Genomic DNA, 19,472 nt, shown 5'->3' on the forward strand with positions numbered 1-19,472 from the left:
TAAGGTGTATTTATAATTCGTATTTAAATTATTTAGACTGCGTATTTTCAATTAGCAGTCGGATAGGGGCATCATTAATACCTACTAAAACGCCTTGTTGCGCTTCTTTTCCTTTGCCCAATCTTATGGTTTTAAGCGCTTTGACGTTGCCAGGTAAAAAGACACCACTTTTGTTAGTTTGACAAACATCAAACTGAAATTGACCTTGACCATGCATTAATAAACCAATGGAAGCATCAGCTCTTGTGGTTTCAATTTCTACGTTGAATTTGTTGCCGGCAATTAGAATATCTTCAATACCGTCTTTATTAAAGTCGTCAACTATTGATTCCTGTATAGTGGAAAACTGAGCTTGATAAGGCAGGGGTTGAATGGTTAATTGGCCATTGTCGTTTTTAAGAAATACCGATTGAAACATCTGTACTTCATGTTTTTGCGATTTTGTATCTACATGATCTAAAATGCTTGTAATATCTGCTCGCGCAAATTCTGTGTAGGTTTTAAATTTTTCGGATAGGCCCGGGAGTTGTTCCGTAGAACATTCTTTGCCTCGTACGGGTACAATTCTATTTTTATAAGGTTTGGCTAAAAAGACATCGTTAGTGCCGTTGTTATCATAGTCTGATACATAGACGTAAAACGGTTTTTCAACAGATGCTTTAAATTTATAGTTTTCTCCTAAATTCCCAACAACAAAATCCATATCACCATCATGATCTATGTCTTTTGGTGTGATTGAATTCCACCAACCACTGGTGTTTTTAAGTGATGGCATTTTTGATTCACTAAAAATGCCATTTTCGAACTTGAAAATAGTAATTGGCATCCATTCACCAACAATAATAAGCTCCTTTTGCTGGTCTCCATCAATATCATTCCACACAGCATCTGTTATCATGCCTAATTTCTCAAGTTTAGGAGCGATCTGTGTTGTGACATCTGTGAATTTTCCATTTGTGTTATTTAAAAGATAGCTTTGGGGAGCTTTGAGATATTTTTTAGGAACGAGTCTACCACCAACAAACAAATCCAGGTCACCATCATTATCATAATCTAATGGGAATACACAGCTTCCGCTAGAAGTGATTTCGGGTAGATTATTTGTTCTTGAAAATTGACCTTTTCCATTATTTAAATACAACCTATCATGAAGTAAAGGCGAATCTTCCTCAAATTCATTACTGCCACTAACGACATATAAATCTGGAAATCCATCATTATTGGCGTCAAAAAATAACGAGGCCGTATCTTCATAATCCTTATCTCTAGCAAAACTGTTTTGTGAGGATTCTATAAATGTGTTGTTCTTTTTCTGAAGAAATAGTTTCCCTTTATAGGTTGACGCTCCACCTAAATAAAAGTCTTCTAACCCATCATTATTAACATCTGCAACCGAAATTGTTGGGCCCTCTGTTGATAATTTATGAGGTAGTAAAACTTGGTCTTTAAAATCATCAAATTCATTCTCTTGATGATACGCTGAGGTACTGGCGAATGCTTGTTTGGTAATATCTTTTAATACTGGTTTAGTATTGATTTTGTTTTTAGGAGAAGCTGACGTTACTGCGCTTGCATGGTCTATAATCAAGGTGGTGTTTACTTTAACATCTGTTAGTAGGTTGCGTTTTCCATCTGGCCAAAGGACCTTGATGGAATCCATACGTGTTTTGTTTTTTAATCCAAAATGAGCAATAGGATCAACAGATGATAAATAGCCACGAACATTTTTGAGTTCGTGATATTGAATGCTGTCTTTGAAAAATAAAGTGATTTTTGCTCCCAAACCAAGGCTGTTTTTTTCTGGGCCATTCAGTTTTATTTTTATATAACTATTACCGTTTTTCTCTGCATTATTACGATAGACAAAGGCGGCATCATTAATATTATTAACCACCAAATCTAAATCGCCATCGTTATCTAAATCAGCTACAGCAGCGCCGTTGGAAAAGCTAAGATCATTAAGTCCCCAATCTTTTCCTTTGGAGGTGAATTTTAATTGACCTTCATTTTTATAAATGTAATTGGCAATTTTATTTTCATTAAAAAGATTTACAATGTAGTTGAGGTTTTCCAATTTAGATTTGCTTTTCTTTTCATCAGACTCTAAATACTTCATAAAGGTCGTGGTAGCATCTTTATCAAAAACATCACGTCTAAAGCCATTTGAAATGAATAAATCTCTAAGGCCATCATTGTCAAAATCGCTACCTAAACAAGACCAACTCCAATCTGTTTTTGCAATTCCCGCTTGTTGGCTTACTTCGCTAAAAAAGCCATTGCCATTGTTAATTTGAAGCATATTATGCATGTACTGATAGTGGTTGCCTTGCTCCAAAATTCTATTAAAACCATCAACATTCATACTTGCCATATTTACTTTAGCTCGTTCATGATCTGCGGGTGTCATTTCTAATTCAATAAGATCTTCATAACCATCGTTATTAAAATCTACCACGTCAACACCCATGCCATAAAAGGCCACATGATTGGTCATGGATTTTATATCTTGAGTGAAGGTCTTATTGCCGTTATTTTTAAAGAAATAATCACTTTCAAAATAGTCATTGGCCACAAAAACATCTGAAAACCCATCATTATTAAGATCGGAGGTAGCGAGTCCTAATCCGTATGCAAATGTTTTGTCAATTCCAGAATCAAGTCCAATTTCTACATATTTTCCATTTACGTTTTCAAACAATTTATCCCTGAACATAGGGTGTTGGTCTTTTCTTCCCTTGGCTGTTCCGTGGTGTGAAATATTAAATTTTTGAGGACGATTTATCAGGTATAAGTCTAAATCATTGTCGTTGTCAAAATCAAAGAATGATGCCATCATAGAGAATCCAACATCTGCAATGCCATATTCAGAAGCTTTTTCTGTAAATGTAGTATCCCCATTATTTACAAAAAGTAAATTGGCACGTTCTTTATTTGATCCCTTCCAACCACCGCGACATACGTAGATATCAAGTAATGCATCGCCATTAATATCTACCATTACCACGCCGTTATTCCAACCGAACCTACCAGCAACACCAGCCGTTGTAGTGATATCCTCAAATTTAAAATTACCTTTATTTAAATACAGTTTATTAGGAACTTGATTTCCGGTAAAATAGATATCTGATAAACCGTCATTATTTATATCGCCAATAGCAACACCACCGCCGTTATAGGCATAATTATAAACCACAAAAAAGTTATTTAAATCTTCCCGAATGGTATTGTTAAAAGTAATACCAGTTTGGGTTGAAGATACCTTGCTAAATAATGTTTCTTTTTTTACAACGATTTTAGGAAGTTCTTCTTTGCAGGACTGCAAGACCAAAGCTGATACTAGGAAAGCCCAAGAAATAATTTTTTTAAAATTCATAAGCACTACATCTTAGTTTTTTATAGATATGAATTTTATAAAATCATTATTATTTGCAACTATCACTTTATGTTCATTACCTATTTTTATGAGGGCCATGTCTTTAACATCTTTAGGTGCATAAAACCCACTTTCGGCTATGGATTTGGGGATAAAGGAACCATCTCCATTACCTGATAAGTATATTCCGGTTCCGGCGTCGTTTCGTGGTGTTTCAATTTCTGAAGCATATAAGTTGCCAGCAGCCAAGACATCTAAATTGCCGTCATGGTCAAAATCTTTTACTATGATTTGATTGACACTGGATAACTGCATGTCATTAGGCAATTGATGCATAATAAACGTACCTTCTTTGTTCTCAATATAGGTTGTAGCAAACGTGTTAACTTGATAGTGCAAGGACTTTTCAAGTTCTTCTTCTCCATAGACATCAACTAAGGTGGCCTCAGCAAACTCGTTATAGGATTTGAATTTATTCTTTATTTCACCAATTTGCTGTGATGAACATGAGCGCCCTCTAACGGGATATTTTTTCCCTTCGTTGTAATAGCTTAGTACAATATCGCCTTTTTTATTATTGTCAAAATCATTGAAATAAATATCAAACGTTTCATCATCTGAAGATTTGTATTTGTAGTTTAAGCCTAAGTTACCAGCTATAAAATCTATGTCGCCATCATTGTCAAAATCACCACTTGAAAGACTAAACCACCATCCGGTTGTGTTTTCTAACCCTAATTCATTCGATATTTCTTTGAATGCTTTACCTTGATTATTCTGAAAAACGCGAATTGGCATCCATTCACCAGTAATAACAATATCTTGCCAACCATCTCCATCAATGTCTTCAATGGATGCGGAAGTTGCCATTCCTAAATTTTCAAATTCTGGAATGAGTGAAGATGTTATATCTTTAAATTTAATGTCTTGTTCTGTGCTTATATTTTCCAGGAGATAGGATTTGACTGGCGAAGGATAGTTGGCCGGAATTAAGCGGCCACATACCAATACATCAAGATCTCCATCTTGATCATAATCAAAAGAATAAACTCGAGATCCACTGGTAAGCATTGCTGGTAAAGCTGTATTAGAACGTGATAACTGACCTTGCCCGTTGTTAACATACAGTCGATCTTGCAATAATTCTGAATTAGGCTCAAATTCATTACCACCACTAACAACATATAAATCCATGTCGCCATCATTATCAGCGTCAAAAATTAAAGAACCCATATCTTCTTGAAGTTGATTGTCAATAAAATCAAACGCTTGTTTATCAAAAGACCCCGATTGATTTTGATAGAATAAACCACTGGTTTGCTGCGATGCACCACTAATAAAAAAATCATCTAGGCCATCATTATTCAAGTCTCCAACAGAAACATATGGACCAAAATTAGAGGTTTTATGAGGTAGCAAGATTTCTTTAGAATAATCATCATAGTCATTCTCAGTATGACGATGTAGCGTGTCTAATGCAGTTATCCTAGAATTGAAGTATTTCCCAGTTTCTTTTTGATTGTCCTGTAAAAGAGGTATTTCTGATTCAGAAAAGTTTACTTGAAGTGTTTGATTGGCTTGAATGTCTTTTAGAATCTGAGATTTTCCATTTGGCCATTCAATAAAAATAGAATCTATTAGCTTGACATCTCCCAATCCAAAATGTAAAATGGGGGAGACCGCCGATAAATAGCCGCGTTCAACACTTAATTCTTGAAATTGTTTCAACTCATTGGAGAACACAGTACATTTTACGCCAATCCCTCGTGGGTTTAATTCTGGACCATTAAACTTGAGAGCAATGGCATTTTTGTTTTCAATATTATTATTTTGAAATATGACAGCTTCGTCATCAATATTATTTAAGATAATTTCTAAATCGCCATCATTGTCTAAATCAGCATAAGCAACCCCATTAGTAAATCCTTCAAAGACCAATCCCCATTCAGTATTTACTTTTTCAAAAGTTAAATCTTTTGAGTTTCTGTAAACAAAATTATCTGTTTTTTCAGAGGGCATACTTAATGATGTTTTAAGACCATCGGACGGGCTTGGCTTTTTTGAAAAGGCTGTTTTTTCTTTATTTATATTATTAAAAAAATCAGTATTATTAATTTCTCTTCTGGTACCATTCGAGACAAATAGATCTTTCCATCCATCATTATCTAAATCAGCAAAAAGAGGTCCCCAACTCCAATCTGTGGATGATACATTTGCTATTCTTGATATATTATTAAAAAGCGGGTCGGTATCCGGTGTTAAAATACCTGTGTTTAATTGTAGGCAGTTGTGCATGTATTGATAGTATAAACCAGCATCATAGGTGTCCCAGAATACTTTAGGGTTCATGCTTGCCATATTGGCCTTAGAACGTTTATTGGTAGATGCATCCATATCTACTTGAAAAATATCGAGATGCCCATCATTATTAAAATCGGCTATATCAGCACCCATACCGTAAAGTGCATTGTGCTTTGTGGATTGTTCAATGCTATTTCTAAAGGTGCCATCTCCGTTATTCATATAACAAAAGTCGGCACTAGCAAAGTCATTGCTCACATAAATATCTTTATATCCATCGTTATTCAAATCACTCACGGTAGCACTTAATGACAGACTATAAGACAAAACTCCTGCTGTTTTGGAGACATCTGTAAAAGTGCCATTGCCATTATTGGCATATAAATGATTCGAGTGTTTTGATGAAGCATGTTGAATATGTTTTCTAAAAATATTAGGTGCTGTTCTAAAAGGTGTAATGGGGTAGTTGGCTACATATAAATCCAGGTCACCATCATTATCATAATCAAAAAAGGTGCTTTGTGTACTATGTCCTTTATCGGCTATGCCATATTTGTAGGCTTCCTCCTTAAATGAGATATTGCCATTATCTCCTATTCCTTGATTGACTAATAATTTATTGGGACAATTTGATGCTTTACCTGAGACACTCAGATATAGATCAAGCCAGCCATCATTGTTAATGTCTACTGTGGTAACACCAAGATACCAGGCATTATCTAAGCCTGCATTAGCAGACTCAGTAATGTCTTCAAAAACAAGATTGCCCTTGTTTAAATAAAGTTTATTAGAAACCATGTTTCCCGTAAAATAGATATCTTCTAATCCATCATTATTAAAATCACCAATGCCTATACCTCCGCCCATATAGATATAAGGATAGTTAAAATAATTCAAGGTGTCAGATTCTGTGAGGGCGTTATTGAAATGAATGTTTGATTTGTTGGAATCAATTTGCGAAAAACGCAAAGCATTATCAGTGGTCTTGGCACATGAAGCCATGATAAATAATAGTAGTATATAGGAATATTTATTCATTTTGGTCTATGCTTAAATATATACTTAAAAAACTTGTGTGGCCTAAGCTACACAAGTTTTTTTTCAACTCAAAAAAACTAACTAAACGAAAACTTATAAGTTTGTATTTGCTTGTAATTCAATATTAGGTATTGGTAACAAATAGGTGTCATTATGAAATCTTTTTAAATCAAGCCACCTTGATTGTTCCCCCGCAAGTTCCACCATTCTTTCATGTTCTATAGCATCTAATATTGCCTGTGTTCCAGAAACACTTACCGGAGGTAGTGAAACAGAGGCTCTGGCTCTTACTTCATTCAAAAACCCTAAAGCTACAGATTCTGTACCACCAGAGCGAATTTCAGCTTCTGCTTTCATTAAAAGGACATCAGCGTATCTTAAAACTCTTGCGTTAATTCCACTATCTGTAGTTTCAGAACCGCGGTTGTCAAGGTTTTGATACTTTCTCCATGATGGATTATCATCTGGGCCAATCCCACCAGAAACAAAAGTTTGTGTACCATTGTTATACGTATTGGTCATAGTGCCATTGTTGCTATCATCAATAGAATAGAAGTTAGCTGCAAAACGTGTGTCACCATCTTCATACTCATCTAATAATGCTTGACTTGGTTTTACGTTATACCACCCTGAATACTCCATGGCTCTAAATGTAGTTTCAGAATTCCCTAAACCGTTTTGATTCCAAGAATCACCACCTCCTGTAGATTCATCATAATTTACTTCAAATAAGGACTCATCATTATGTTCATTTTCTGCCGTAAAGTTTTCTCTATAATCATCTATTAGGGTATATCCCGTAACGTTGGCAAGTGCAGATTTTGCACCGGCAGCGTCACCTCGCTGAAGTAATACCTTTCCTAATAGTCCCCAAGCAGCTCCAGAAGTAGCTCTACCTACTTCTTGTGCGCCTTTAGCGGGAAGATTGGCGGCTGCAAATTGTAAATCTGTAACAATGTTATCATAAATAGCCTCAACAGAAGATTTTGATCTTCCTCCTGGTATAAACTCTAGGTCAGTTTGTAAAGGAGCTTCTCCGTATTTTGTGACAATATTAAAGTAATAAAATCCTCTTAAAAAACGTGCTTCTCCTAGTCTACCTTGTACTTCTGATGCACTTAGATCAGAACTAATGTTAGCTTCATTTGCAATTAGGAAATTAGCACGACCAATACCTTGATAATTTTGTTGCCAATATTGGTTATTACCATTGTTAGCTTCATCTACATCTCTATTAATCATCTGTACTTTATCGGCTTCTAGATTACCAGCAGCATAATTTTCTCCACTTACATTATCATTGATATAAAACTGATACCTTCCATAATTACCTGTATCTTGAAGGTAAGCATATACAGCATTTGCAGCTGCAGCTAATTGCGTACTTGTTTGAAAAAAGGTTTCTGGTGATAACTGATTTGGATTTGTTTTTTCTAAGTCAGATTCATTACAGGATGCTATGAGACCAAAGGCACCTGTAATAAAAGCTAACATAAATATGATTTTATATTTCTTCATTTCTTTTCTTGTTTTTTATTAAAATGCTAATTGTAAACCTCCAATAATAGATCTTGGTTGCGGGTAATTTCCTCTGTCTATTCCAATACCAGCGGCACTAGAAAGTTGTCCATCTGTTATTGTAGAACCACCAATTTCTGGATCGTAACCTGAATAATCAGTAATGGTAAAAAGGTTTTGGCCAGATAAATACACTCTAAATTTTGACAAAGACCCTTTGGCTATTTTACCCAGAACTTGGTCACTTAAGCTATATCCAATGGTGAGGTTTCTTAGTTTAGAATATGCCCCATTTTCTATAAAACGATCAGATCTATTAACATTGTCTGAATGATCGGCAGTAAACCTTGGTACAGATGTATTTGTGTTTCCTGGTGTCCATCTATTAAGCACTGCTGTTCCTGAGTTGAATAATCGGGTCATTCCCTCTAAATCATAAATAGTGGTATTATAAATGTCGTTTCCACTCACGCCGCTAAAGAATAAGGAGAAATCAAATTGTTTGTAATTTGCAGATAAATTAAGACCATATGTAAAACTAGGAAGTGGGTCTCCAATTTTAACATTGTCATTACTATCTATAGTTCCATTATTATCTTGATCTACAAAACGAATATCTCCAGGTCCGGCATTTGGTTGTGCGCTGGTATCATCGCCTTCTTGAAATAAACCGTCTGTTTGCAATCCATAGAAGTAAAATAAGGACTCACCTACAGTAATTCTTTGAAGGTTTTCTCCTTCAAAGGTTGAACTTGGAATAAACTGCAAGCTTTCACCTAAATCTGTCACTTTATTTTTAGCAGTACCTAAATTCATACTTGCAGACCATGAGAAGTCTCCGCCTTTATCATGGTTATAGGCAATACTTGCTTCAAAACCATTAGTTTCGGCTGTGGCTCCATTTCTTTGTGTAAATGAGGCTCCAAGACCATCTGATGCTACATTCGGAATAGGTACAATAATGTCTTTGCTTTCAATGTTGTAGTATTCTAAGGAGATTGTTAGTGCATTGTTTAAAAAGCCTAAATCAAGTCCAAGGTTAGCTTGTGTAGATTCCTCCCATTTTAAATCTGGGTTAGCCGCTCCAAAATTTGACCAACCGTCGTTATATCCAAAGCCAACATAATTATATCCTTGAATTAAACCTGCTGAATACACATAATCATTAGAGCCGTCATTACCAGTTAAACCCCAAGATGCTCTTAGTTTCAAATTACTAACACTATTAGAATCTTTTAAGAAATCTTCTTCAGAAAGTACCCAACCTGCTGAAACCGCAGGGAAGGTTCCCCATCTATTATTGGAGCCAAATCTTGATGAACCGTCACGTCTTAACGAAGCGGTTAAAAGATACTTGCCTCTATAATCATAACTTGCTCTTCCAATATAGGACACCAATGCATATTCATACAAAGCGTTGTTAACTTGTGCTTCACCTTGTACAATTGGAATCGCGTCAGTAATGGGGTTTTCATTATTCGCTGATGTATTTCTTGCGCTGCTATTAAATTCTTCTGCAACAAATAATAAGTTAAGATTATGTTTTTCATTAAACGTTTTAGAGTAGTTTAATGACCCAGTAAAGTTATTAGAGCTAAACGTGTTTGTGCCTTGTTGCACATAAGCAGCAGGTCTGTTGTTTATACCTTCATTAAAAGAGGGTCTAAAAATATTGTTTTCTGTAGTCGCTCGGTCAAAACCATACTGCATTTTAAAGGTTAACCCATCAATGATATCATAAGATGCGTAGACAGAACCTAATATTTTAGTTTGGTCTGTTTCATTGGTCTGTAATTGCTGAATTCTTACAGGGTTCTCTGCATCAGAACCGTTATCAAGTGTGGTATCTGTACCTCCATAACCTCCTGGCTGATTGGCAGGATTATAAACAGGGGTATACGGTAATGATTTCATCATATGCTCCATTAAACTTCTACCGCCACCATTTTCTTCATTTTGACGATAAGAGTCTGCAACTGAAAGTGTTTGCCCAATTTTGAATCGACCATCTTGTCCTAATTTAAATTCACTGTTGGCACGTAAGGAAGATCTTTTAAATCCAGTTGAAATAATAATCCCTTCCTGATCAAGGTATCCTGCAGAAATTGCAAAATTTGCATTTTCATTACCTCCTGTAGCTCCCACATTAATGTTTTTCATGGTTGCAGAGCGAAATACTTCATCTTGCCAATTTGTATTAATTTGTGTTGATTCTGGGTCTACCGTATAGCGGTTTGGTTGTCCAAAAGTCTCACTCGTAAACTGAGCAAATTGATTACTATCGAGTAAATCTAGAGTTTGTGGTTTAGATTGCGAAGCAATGTAAGTGTCTAGGGTTACGCGTGTCTTTCCAGCTTTTCCTTTTTTTGTAGTAATCATTACAACACCATTAGAAGCTCTGGAACCATAAATGGCTGCTGTGGATGCGTCTTTTAGAACATCCATGGTTTCAATGTCATTGGGGTTGATTTCATTTAAACCTCCAGAAATTACACCATCAATAACATATAAAGGTTGACTGTTTCCAAAAGTTTGTAACCCACGAATTTGAACCTGAGGATTGGTACCTGGTGATCCTGCATTTGTTACCGTTACACCAGCCGCGTTTCCTTGTAAGGCTTGATCAGCCGAAACAACAGGTGTTCTAACAATGGCATCTGAATCTACAGATGAAATAGCACCAGTCACTTTGCGTCTTGTGGTGGTTCCATAACCTACAATAACAACTTCATCTAAGGCTTCCAGTGATTCCATTAATGTAACATTAATGGTTGATTGGTTGCCAACCGTTATGGTTTGAGAAGTCATTCCAACATAAGAAAATAAGAGTTGGTCAGTTTCACTTAAATTTTCAAGTGCGTAGTTACCATCAAAGTCGGTACTAGTTCCTTGTTGGGAACCTGCAACGATGACGCTAACACCGGGTATTGGCACACCGGACTCGTCGCTTACTACACCTGATATAGATTTAGTTTGCGAAAAACCGATTTGTGTAAAAATCATTGCCAACGTAATGATCGTTAGTCTAAGTTTTGTCATATTAAATAGTTTAAGATTAGTAAATAGTTTAGTTATTAAATTAGTACACTGTTAAAAAATAAAAACAACCAAGAACACAAATAGACTTATTATGGCAATAATTAAAATTAATTCTCCAAGTTGAATCCATTTGGTTTTCTGTTTTTTCATATGTCAATGTTAAATATTTATTAAATATAGTATTGGAAATTATTGAGCCATTGCTAGAAGTTATGCTGCAAACAGGTCTAATTTTGGGTGTTGCACAACATTTGTACTAAATGGTGCTACAAATTTTTCATTGGCACTTATTTTATTTTCAGTCACTTATGGGTTTTAGGTTTCATGTGCGTACTTTATGCTATAAAAAAATGCTGTAAGGTTCTATCTAATACCTAAGATGCTAAAGGTGCAAGACTAATGAAAGAAGTTATGTGTTTTTAGTCTATACTTTTTTAGTTTCGACTTCAGTGGGTAGCATGCCAAAGCTACTTTTAAAACATTTTGTAAAATAGGATGGAGAGGAAAACCCAACTAAATAACAAACTTCACTGATATTAGAATTACCATATTCAATTATTTGTTTCGCTTTTTGTAGTCTTAGGTTTCTTAAAAATTCATTGGCCGTTTGATTAGTTAAAGCTTTTATCTTTCTATAAAATTGGCTTCTACTAAGATGAACTTGCGCGGCAAGTAATTCAACACTTAAATCTGGGTTTCCTATATTCTCATTAATGTAGTTGAGTACTTTGTCAATAAACTCTTTATCCAATGAGCTGGTATTCACATTGGCGGGAACATCTGAAATTACGCTGAAGTATTTATTGAATATCAATTGTCTACTCGTAATTAATTGGGCTAGGCGTAGTTTAAGTAATCGCATATCAAAGGGCTTTACCATATAGGCATCTGCACCAAATTCAATACTTTCTATACGATCATCAATTCTTGCTTTTGCAGTAAGCATGAGTAGCGGTATATGACTGGTTCGTAAGTCTTTTTTGATACTTTGACAAAAGGCTAAACCATTCATTTCTGGCATAATAACGTCAGTGAGTATAATATCTGGTAGGTGTTCTTGTGCCATAGTGAGACCTTCTTTCCCATTACTAGCAGCTATTACCCTATATATTTGTTTCAACTCCGTCTTTAAATAGTTTCTTAATTCAGTATTATCTTCAACAATGAGTAAGGTGTGATTGCTTTCCGTTTCTAAAGGTGCTGTTTTTTCAATGTCAATATTATTCTTAACCACGTTATTTAGGTTAAAGACCTCTTTATCTGATGAAATTTGCGCTTTTTCAATGGATAACTGTTCTTCTTTAAAATGTGCCTTGCCAACAGGTAGTATGACTTTAAAGGTTGTGCCTTCTCCTTTCACACTCTCAACTTCAACCTTACCTTTGTGTAATTCAACAAAATTTTGAACAACCTCAAGCCCAATGCCGGTGCTGCCATAATAGGTTTTGTTCATTTGATCTACTTGATAAAATCGTTCAAATATTTTACTTATCTGATCTTTGTCTAAGCCTGGACCCGTATCGGAAACGTCAATCTCAACTGTTTTTATGGGTGTAGATTTATCTACTAAAGGTAAAAGTATAGGTGTGTCGTTATAATGGGTGCTTATATTAATAATACCGCCATCGGGGGTTAATTTTATAGCATTTGATAGCAAATTGAATATGATTTTCTCAAGCATACTTTCATCTGCCCAAACACTCAGGTCTGAGATGTCGGCATCTATACTTAGCTGGATATTCCGGTTTAAGGCTTCTTCCTTAAAATGACCCAATATGTTATTGGAGAAACTCAATAGGTTTATTTCTTTAGCACGAATATTCACTTTATCCAATTCAAGTTTTCTAAAGTCAAGAAGCTCATTAATTAATCGATAAAGGCGATCCGTATTTTTATATATGACATTATGCTTTTCTTTAATACGCTCTGGTAATGTTAAGGTTTCATCTTTTAGAATGTCCTTAAGTGGACTAAGAATTAAGGTTAATGGCGTTCTGAATTCATGCGAAATATTTGTAAAGAATTGAAATTTTTTCTCATTCAATTCTTTTTCTTGGTTCCTTATGATACGCTCATTCTGTATGCTTTGCTTTTCCTTTAGTCTGTTTTGTGTCATCTTATTTAGTATGAAAACGCCTAAAAGAATCAATAAAATGTATGAATAGATGGATAATGTTGTTTTCCACCAAGGCGGTAGTACGGTAAGTTTTAAATTTAAAGGTGTTTCATTCCAGATACCATCATTATTTGATGCCTTTAGTTTAAAAATATAGTTGCCGGGGTCTAAGTTTGTATAGGTTGCAGATCTGTTTTTACCAACGTAATTCCAGTCGGTTTCATAACCTTGTAGATAATAGGCATATTCATTTTCTTCTGGCCTTGTGTAATTAATACCAGCATATTCAATCGTGAAAACAGATTGGTTACTATTTAATGATATACTATCAGTTTCGGCAATAACTTTTTGAATTGGAGCGTTTTTTGCCCCGGGAATGACATTTTTGTTGGCTAGTTTAAAACCGGACAGATATAGTGACGTAAGGTTTTTATTAATCTCAATTTTATCTGGGTTGAAATAATCTACACCTTGAAAATTGCCAAAATATAAATTGCCAGAATCATCTCTATACGCTGAATTAATATTGTAGTCATTTGAAAGAAGTCCATCATGACTGGTATAATTGGTAAAACTTAAGTCATCTACGTTAAACTTGGTAATACCCGAATTTCCTGCCATCCAAATACGGTTGTCTAAGCTTTCTACAATAGCGCAGACATTATCTTCTACTAGTCCATTCGTATTATTATACCATGTGAAATTATCTTTTTTAAGGTCATATTTGCATAAACCGGCCCCTCTGGTACCAATCCAAAGATTTTCATTATTGGATAAGTGAAGCGATAAAATATGATTTGCACTGGTATGATTATTATATTGCTCAGACATTTTAGTACTGTATGACTCGACTGCAAGTTCATTTTTATGTCTTATCACTTTATATAAGCCTCTAACCGTGCCTAACCAGAGGTTGTCTTCTGCATCAACTAATACTTTCCCAATATTGGTATTAGTTATGTTGTTCTCGGTAAAGGTTTTAGAGTTATAATATGTGAAGGCTTTCGTTTTCGGATTGAATGAATGTAAACCCTTATAATAAGTACCTAGCCAAATGATACCCTTTGAGTCTTCGGTAATACTCATTATGGTATTTGACATTAAGAATCCATTGGAATTTTCAGTATTGAAATTCACAAAGGTTTTGGTTCCTTTTTGTAAATAATACAATCCTCGATCCCAGCTACCTACCCAAATGTTACCTCGGCTATCAACAAAAATATTCTCGATATAGTCGCTCGTTAATCCGCTATAGGTTGTATTGTTAGTTTTATTTATATGCGTGAATTTATTGGTCTTTATATCGAATATGTCAATACCCCCACCGTCCATACAAATCCATAATTTACCTGTTTTGTCTTTTGTAATAGAGGTTACAGAAGGTATTTGAAGCGAATTTGGAGTATTCTTGATGCTTTCAATATGGTGAAACTTATCGTATAGCTTGTCAAAGAATGACACGCCTTTGTTGTAATACCCCATCCAAATACGCTCGTTTTTGTCTAAAAAAAGTGACCAAATAGAATTAGATAATAAGCTCTCATTATCTGATTTATTGGTTTTGTAGTTTCGTAAAACTTTAGCATTACGGCCAATATGGAACAGACCATCATTTTCTGTTCCACACATTATTGTGTGATCTGCTAATTGAATAATGGAAAAAATAATATTATCCGTTATCCCAAGTTCAGAAATAGTGTAATTGGAATCTGCATTATTCTCGTTTGGACTAATAAGAATAAGGCCATCTGATTTAGTGCCTACCCAAAGGTTGTTATAGGCATCAATGAGCAGTGATTGTATGCCTTTGCCATCTATGCGTTCTTTGTTTTCAAGACTAAATTCAGCGGGGATAATGCTGTCTCCCATCAAGTTTAATACACCCAGGCCTAAGTGGGTTCCAGCGTATAACTTCCCGTTATTATCAAAAGTTATGGCGTTAACATTTAAAGTGTTTTCAGGGCCAAAGCCTTTAGTGGTTATAGGTTCTGCATGGAAGGTGTTGAGGTTAAGCCTGAATAAACCATGCTCATAGGTGCCTATGTATAAGTTACCTTTTTGGTCGCCAGCCAAACTTCTAATCGAGTAATTCGTTCTATTATTCTGAGTATTTGGAATAGGAATTCTTTTAAACTGATTTTTTTCTTTATCATATAAGTTTAGGCCTTCTTCTGTCCCAAACCAAAGCCGTTTTTTATTATCCAAATATGAAGCATAGACGAGGCTACTGCTAATAGAGGTCGAGTCATTAAGGACGTGTTTATAGGAATCATAATCTATTCCGTTAAATCTGTAAAGTCCAGATCCATTAGTGCCAAGCCATATAAAACCAGAATCATCTTGCGTTATGGAAAAAACGCCAACTTTAGAAATGCCTTTTTTAATACTCACAAATTTGTAATCGTCTACAAACTCTTGCGCGCAGAGCGGCAGAATGAAGATTAAGGATAAACAAATGTGATAAATCAGTTTTTTAGTCATTGTTTGATAAGCCAGTTTTAAAACTTAGAAATGATTGAAGCTACAATATAAAAATACTTTATCATTAAATATAGGGCTAATTCAAATGGAGCAATGACTAGTACAAATGCTGCATTTCAATAATGAAATTAAGGCGGTGTTTAGTTAGGACGATATTAAATATAAGAGCAATGTCTACAGGCTATAATACAATGTAGTGTTGGGTTTGCAGAAAACGATCTATGCGTGATAGCCTTTTTTAAAACATTTAGTAACACATTTAATCTGATTTCAGAATTTGTGGCTTATGACCGACTCACCCGTTGATGAGGCATGTCTTGTGATTTATATATCTGATAAACGCATAGCAATACCTATGAAGTCCTTAGAAAGTTTGATGGAACACCGAAGCAAGATGAAATTTGTCTTAGAAGAAGTTTACCAATTGCAACAGAACGAAGTGTGTTTTTGTCAGTTTGATATAATTATGTTTAGAGCAGATGGAAATGATAGAACTAATTTTTAAGCGTCTTTTTTGTTCTCTTTAAACTTACTTTCTAATTCTGCTTGAAACTCTTCCATTACCGGACGAACCGTGCTTTCTGGTAAATCAGCTATTTTAATATACATAAGTCCATCAACTGAATTATTGAACAATGGATCTACATTAAAGGCTACTAATTTGGCATTCTGCTTTATATATTTTTTTAAAAGTACCGGTAATCGTAGAGCACCGGGTTCTATTTCATCAATGATTTTGTCAAATTTATTAAGGTCAGCCTCAGTTTCGTCAAAAACAAAATCTTTATCGGCATCTTTTAATTTTACTTTAAATTCTTTTTTAGGGTGCACGTATTGCGCAATATAAGGGTCGTAATAATGCGATTTCATAAACTCAATCATTAACGATTTTGAGAAGTTTGAAAATTGATTACTAATACTTACCCCACCAATTAAATACTTATGCTCTGGGTAGCGCAATGTGATATGAACAATACCTTTCCAAAGTAGAAACAAAGGCATTGGTTTTAGTTGGTACTCTTTAATAATGAATGCTCGTCCCATTTCAATAGACTCACTCATCATTTTATAAAGTTCGGGTTCAAAACGAAACAAGTCTTGAAGATAAAACCCATCTATACCATAGCGTTTAAATATTTTTGAACCAAAGCCCATTCTATAGGCTCCGGCAAGTATTTTCTTTTCATTATCCCATAAAAACATATGATGATAATAGTTGTCAAAAGGGTCGAGGTCTATAGCTTCATTGGTGCCTTCGCCAACGGCTCTAAATGTGATTTCCCTGAGTCTTCCTATTTCTTGAAGAATATTGGGGATTTTACTAGCTTCGGCTAAAAACACCTCATAGTTTTTACTTTCCAAAAGTCTGTCCTTATTGGTTCTTAAGGCGTCAACTTCTTGAACCATTAAATTTTGTGCTACAGGGGTAATAATGCTTTTGGGGTGTTTTGGCGTTTTTAAAGTAGACGAAATATTGTCTAAGATCTTAGGTTTATCTGCAAAAGCATTAGAAAGTATATAGGTTTTTCGTCTTAAAAACTCCGTAAATTCATCCAGTGAAGCATATTCTTTTTGGTCTTGAACTGAAATAGGCTTTCCTATCCGTACACCAATGGTTCGGCGTTTTTGCGTAAGCAATTCAGATGGTAATTTAGCCGTTCTAAACGTATCGCTAATTTTCGAGAGCTTATAAAACAGTTTGCTGTTTTTGGCGTGAAAATAAATAGGAACAACGGGCACGCCCGCTTTTTTTACTAATTTCATAGCAGCTTCTTCCCAGGGTCTATCTACCACTAATTTACCATCGCGATAGGTGGATACTTCTCCCGCAGGAAAAACACCAAGCGGATGCCCCCCACGTAAATGAAGAATAGCATTTTTGAAACCAGCAATACTTGACTTTACATCTTTCCGGTCTTCAAAAGGATTGACAGGCATAATGTAGGGTTTCATAGGCTCAATACGATGCAGTAAGAAGTTTGCAATGATCTTAAAATCTTTTCGCTGTTCTATCATCAATTTTAAAAGAAGAATACCATCAATACCACCAAGGGGATGATTTGAGATGGTTATATAGGCACCGTCTTTTGGTAAACGCTTTAAATCTTCCTCCGGAATGTCAAATTTTATTTGAAAATCCTCCAAAATACCATCAAGAAAAGGGAGGTCGCTTAAATGTTTATTGCGATTATAAATCTTATTAAGTGAAGATATTTTTAACACCTTCATTAAAACCCAGCCAATAAAAGTACCAATGAAACCATACTTATCCAATTGAATAGCTTTGGCAATTTCCTTAGCACTCACTAATCCTATATCTTGCTGTTTACTCATGCGTGTAAATGTACTAAATGTTTATTTAGTTACTACTTGAACGGTTTCTTGGGTTAATTGTTTTAATAACACTGTTTTGCCCAATTCAATCTGATTAATGGCATCTTGGTTATAGTGTCTAATGGTGTATAAAGATACATTAGCGTGGCAAGTTACTTTAAATTTTGCCTTTAAATGCTGTAATAATTTTTCTAGGTTATTATAGACATTGTCTATACAAACAGAGAAACTAATCGCAGAGTTTTGAATCACATCAACTTTCATTTTATATAAATGTAACAGATTGAATATGTCGCTAATATTTTCTTCCACAATATATGAAAAGTCCAAAGAGGATAAGGATATAAGCACTTGATTTTTCTTAACGATAAAACAAGGAATCATAGGGTCTAAGATGGTCTCTTTTCGTATGACTGTGCCTTTAGATTCTGGATTTAGAAACGACTTAACAAAAAGAGGTATTTCTTTGCGCTGTAAGGGCTGTATAGTTTTTGGGTGAATTACAGAGGCACCGTAAAAGGCTAATTCAATAGCTTCTCTATACGATATTTTATTAAGTAATTGGGTGTTTGTAAAATACCGGGGATCAGCATTTAGTATGCCAGGAACGTCTTTCCATATGGTTACGCTTTCAGCATTAAGACAATAAGCATATATGGCTGCCGTATAATCACTACCTTCTCTACCAAGTGTGGTGGTGAAATTATTAATATCACTACCTATAAATCCTTGCGTAATATTTAAAGAAGCGCGGTCTAATTTAGAATGTATTAAGGTTTGCGTTTCCTCCCATTGTACATGAGCACGCCGGTAATACGTATCTGTTTTGATATGGTTTCTGGCATCAATCCATGTGTTCTTTAATCCTACCGAATTGAGGTATTCACTCACTATGCTTGTAGAAACTAATTCGCCAATACTAATAACTTGATCATAAACAAAGTTGTAATCAGGAGACTTATTTATTTTTAAAAAATCTGTAAGTTCATTAAAAAAACCTCCTATTTTTTTAAAGCTAGGATGATTTTCATTATCAAATAAATCAAGTAATATGTTGTTGTGATACTTTATAACATCTTGAAGAGAACTTTGTAACTCCTTCTTGTTTTCAAAATAGTTTTTAACCACCTGCTCTAAGGCATTAGTGGTCTTGCCCATAGCAGAAACAACGATGACGGTTTTTTTGTAACCAGTCTTTTCTAATATAGAAACTATGTTTTTAACACCAAGAGCATCTTTTATTGATGCACCACCAAATTTGAATATTTGCAT

General features: G+C 34.9%; 8 protein-coding genes. 1 reads left to right on the plus strand and 7 read right to left on the minus strand.

Annotation, left to right across the window (positions count from 1 at the left end; translation table 11 throughout):
- Positions 1–28: 28 nt before the first annotated feature.
- The 5 genes from IE051_RS11275 to IE051_RS11295 all read right to left on the minus strand — a co-directional run bounded on the left by IE051_RS11275 (position 29) and on the right by IE051_RS11295 (position 15,866).
- Positions 29–3,373: a VCBS repeat-containing protein gene (locus IE051_RS11275; protein WP_189360903.1), complete on the minus strand. Its 3,345-nt coding sequence runs from the start codon at positions 3,371–3,373 to the stop codon at positions 29–31.
- 12 nt (positions 3,374–3,385) lie between these two features.
- Positions 3,386–6,712: a VCBS repeat-containing protein gene (locus IE051_RS11280; RefSeq protein WP_189360904.1), complete on the minus strand. Its 3,327-nt coding sequence runs from the start codon at positions 6,710–6,712 to the stop codon at positions 3,386–3,388.
- 93 nt (positions 6,713–6,805) lie between these two features.
- Positions 6,806–8,230, minus strand: coding sequence for a RagB/SusD family nutrient uptake outer membrane protein (locus IE051_RS11285; RefSeq protein ID WP_189360905.1), 1,425 nt, complete (start codon positions 8,228–8,230; stop codon positions 6,806–6,808).
- A gap of 18 nt (positions 8,231–8,248) precedes the next feature.
- Entirely contained in the window at positions 8,249–11,269 is a 3,021-nt protein-coding gene (locus IE051_RS11290) for a SusC/RagA family TonB-linked outer membrane protein (protein WP_189360906.1), read from the minus strand.
- A 424-nt stretch (positions 11,270–11,693) separates the two neighbouring features.
- Positions 11,694–15,866 carry a hybrid sensor histidine kinase/response regulator transcription factor gene (locus tag IE051_RS11295; RefSeq protein ID WP_189360907.1) on the minus strand — a complete coding sequence of 1,391 codons (4,173 nt, stop codon included), beginning with the start codon at positions 15,864–15,866 and terminating at the stop codon, positions 11,694–11,696.
- Between the two features lie 286 nt (positions 15,867–16,152).
- On the opposite strand from IE051_RS11295, the gene IE051_RS11300 reads away from it, so the two are divergent.
- Positions 16,153–16,371, plus strand: a complete 219-nt coding sequence (locus IE051_RS11300; RefSeq protein ID WP_189360908.1) for a hypothetical protein — start codon at positions 16,153–16,155, stop codon at positions 16,369–16,371.
- On the opposite strand, the gene IE051_RS11305 is transcribed toward IE051_RS11300, so the two are convergent.
- The gene (locus IE051_RS11305; RefSeq protein WP_189360909.1) at positions 16,368–18,200 is read right to left on the minus strand and encodes a GNAT family N-acyltransferase; all 1,833 of its coding nucleotides are present in this window, start codon (positions 18,198–18,200) and stop codon (positions 16,368–16,370) included. The two genes, IE051_RS11300 and IE051_RS11305, sit on opposite strands and share 4 nt — an antisense overlap.
- A 21-nt stretch (positions 18,201–18,221) precedes the next feature.
- On the minus strand, positions 18,222–19,472 hold the full coding sequence (locus tag IE051_RS11310; protein ID WP_189360910.1) for an aspartate kinase: 1,251 nt from the start codon (positions 19,470–19,472) through the stop codon (positions 18,222–18,224).

This window comes from Algibacter mikhailovii (assembly GCF_014651495.1).
GTDB classification, from domain to species: domain Bacteria; phylum Bacteroidota; class Bacteroidia; order Flavobacteriales; family Flavobacteriaceae; genus Algibacter_E; species Algibacter_E mikhailovii.

Bases quoted from the DNA above. Each gene is read 5' to 3' on its own strand.
- IE051_RS11275 (WP_189360903.1), bottom strand. From the start codon at position 3,373: ATGAATTTTAAAAAAATTATTTCTTGGGCTTTCCTAGTATCAGCTTTG.
- IE051_RS11300 (WP_189360908.1), top strand. From the start codon at position 16,153: ATGACCGACTCACCCGTTGATGAGGCATGTCTTGTGATTTATATATCT.
- IE051_RS11285 (WP_189360905.1), bottom strand. From the start codon at position 8,230: ATGAAGAAATATAAAATCATATTTATGTTAGCTTTTATTACAGGTGCC.
- IE051_RS11305 (WP_189360909.1), bottom strand. From the start codon at position 18,200: ATGAGTAAACAGCAAGATATAGGATTAGTGAGTGCTAAGGAAATTGCC.
- IE051_RS11295 (WP_189360907.1), bottom strand. From the start codon at position 15,866: ATGACTAAAAAACTGATTTATCACATTTGTTTATCCTTAATCTTCATT.
- IE051_RS11310 (WP_189360910.1), bottom strand. From the start codon at position 19,472: ATGCAAATATTCAAATTTGGTGGTGCATCAATAAAAGATGCTCTTGGT.
- IE051_RS11290 (WP_189360906.1), bottom strand. From the start codon at position 11,269: ATGACAAAACTTAGACTAACGATCATTACGTTGGCAATGATTTTTACA.
- IE051_RS11280 (WP_189360904.1), bottom strand. From the start codon at position 6,712: ATGAATAAATATTCCTATATACTACTATTATTTATCATGGCTTCATGT.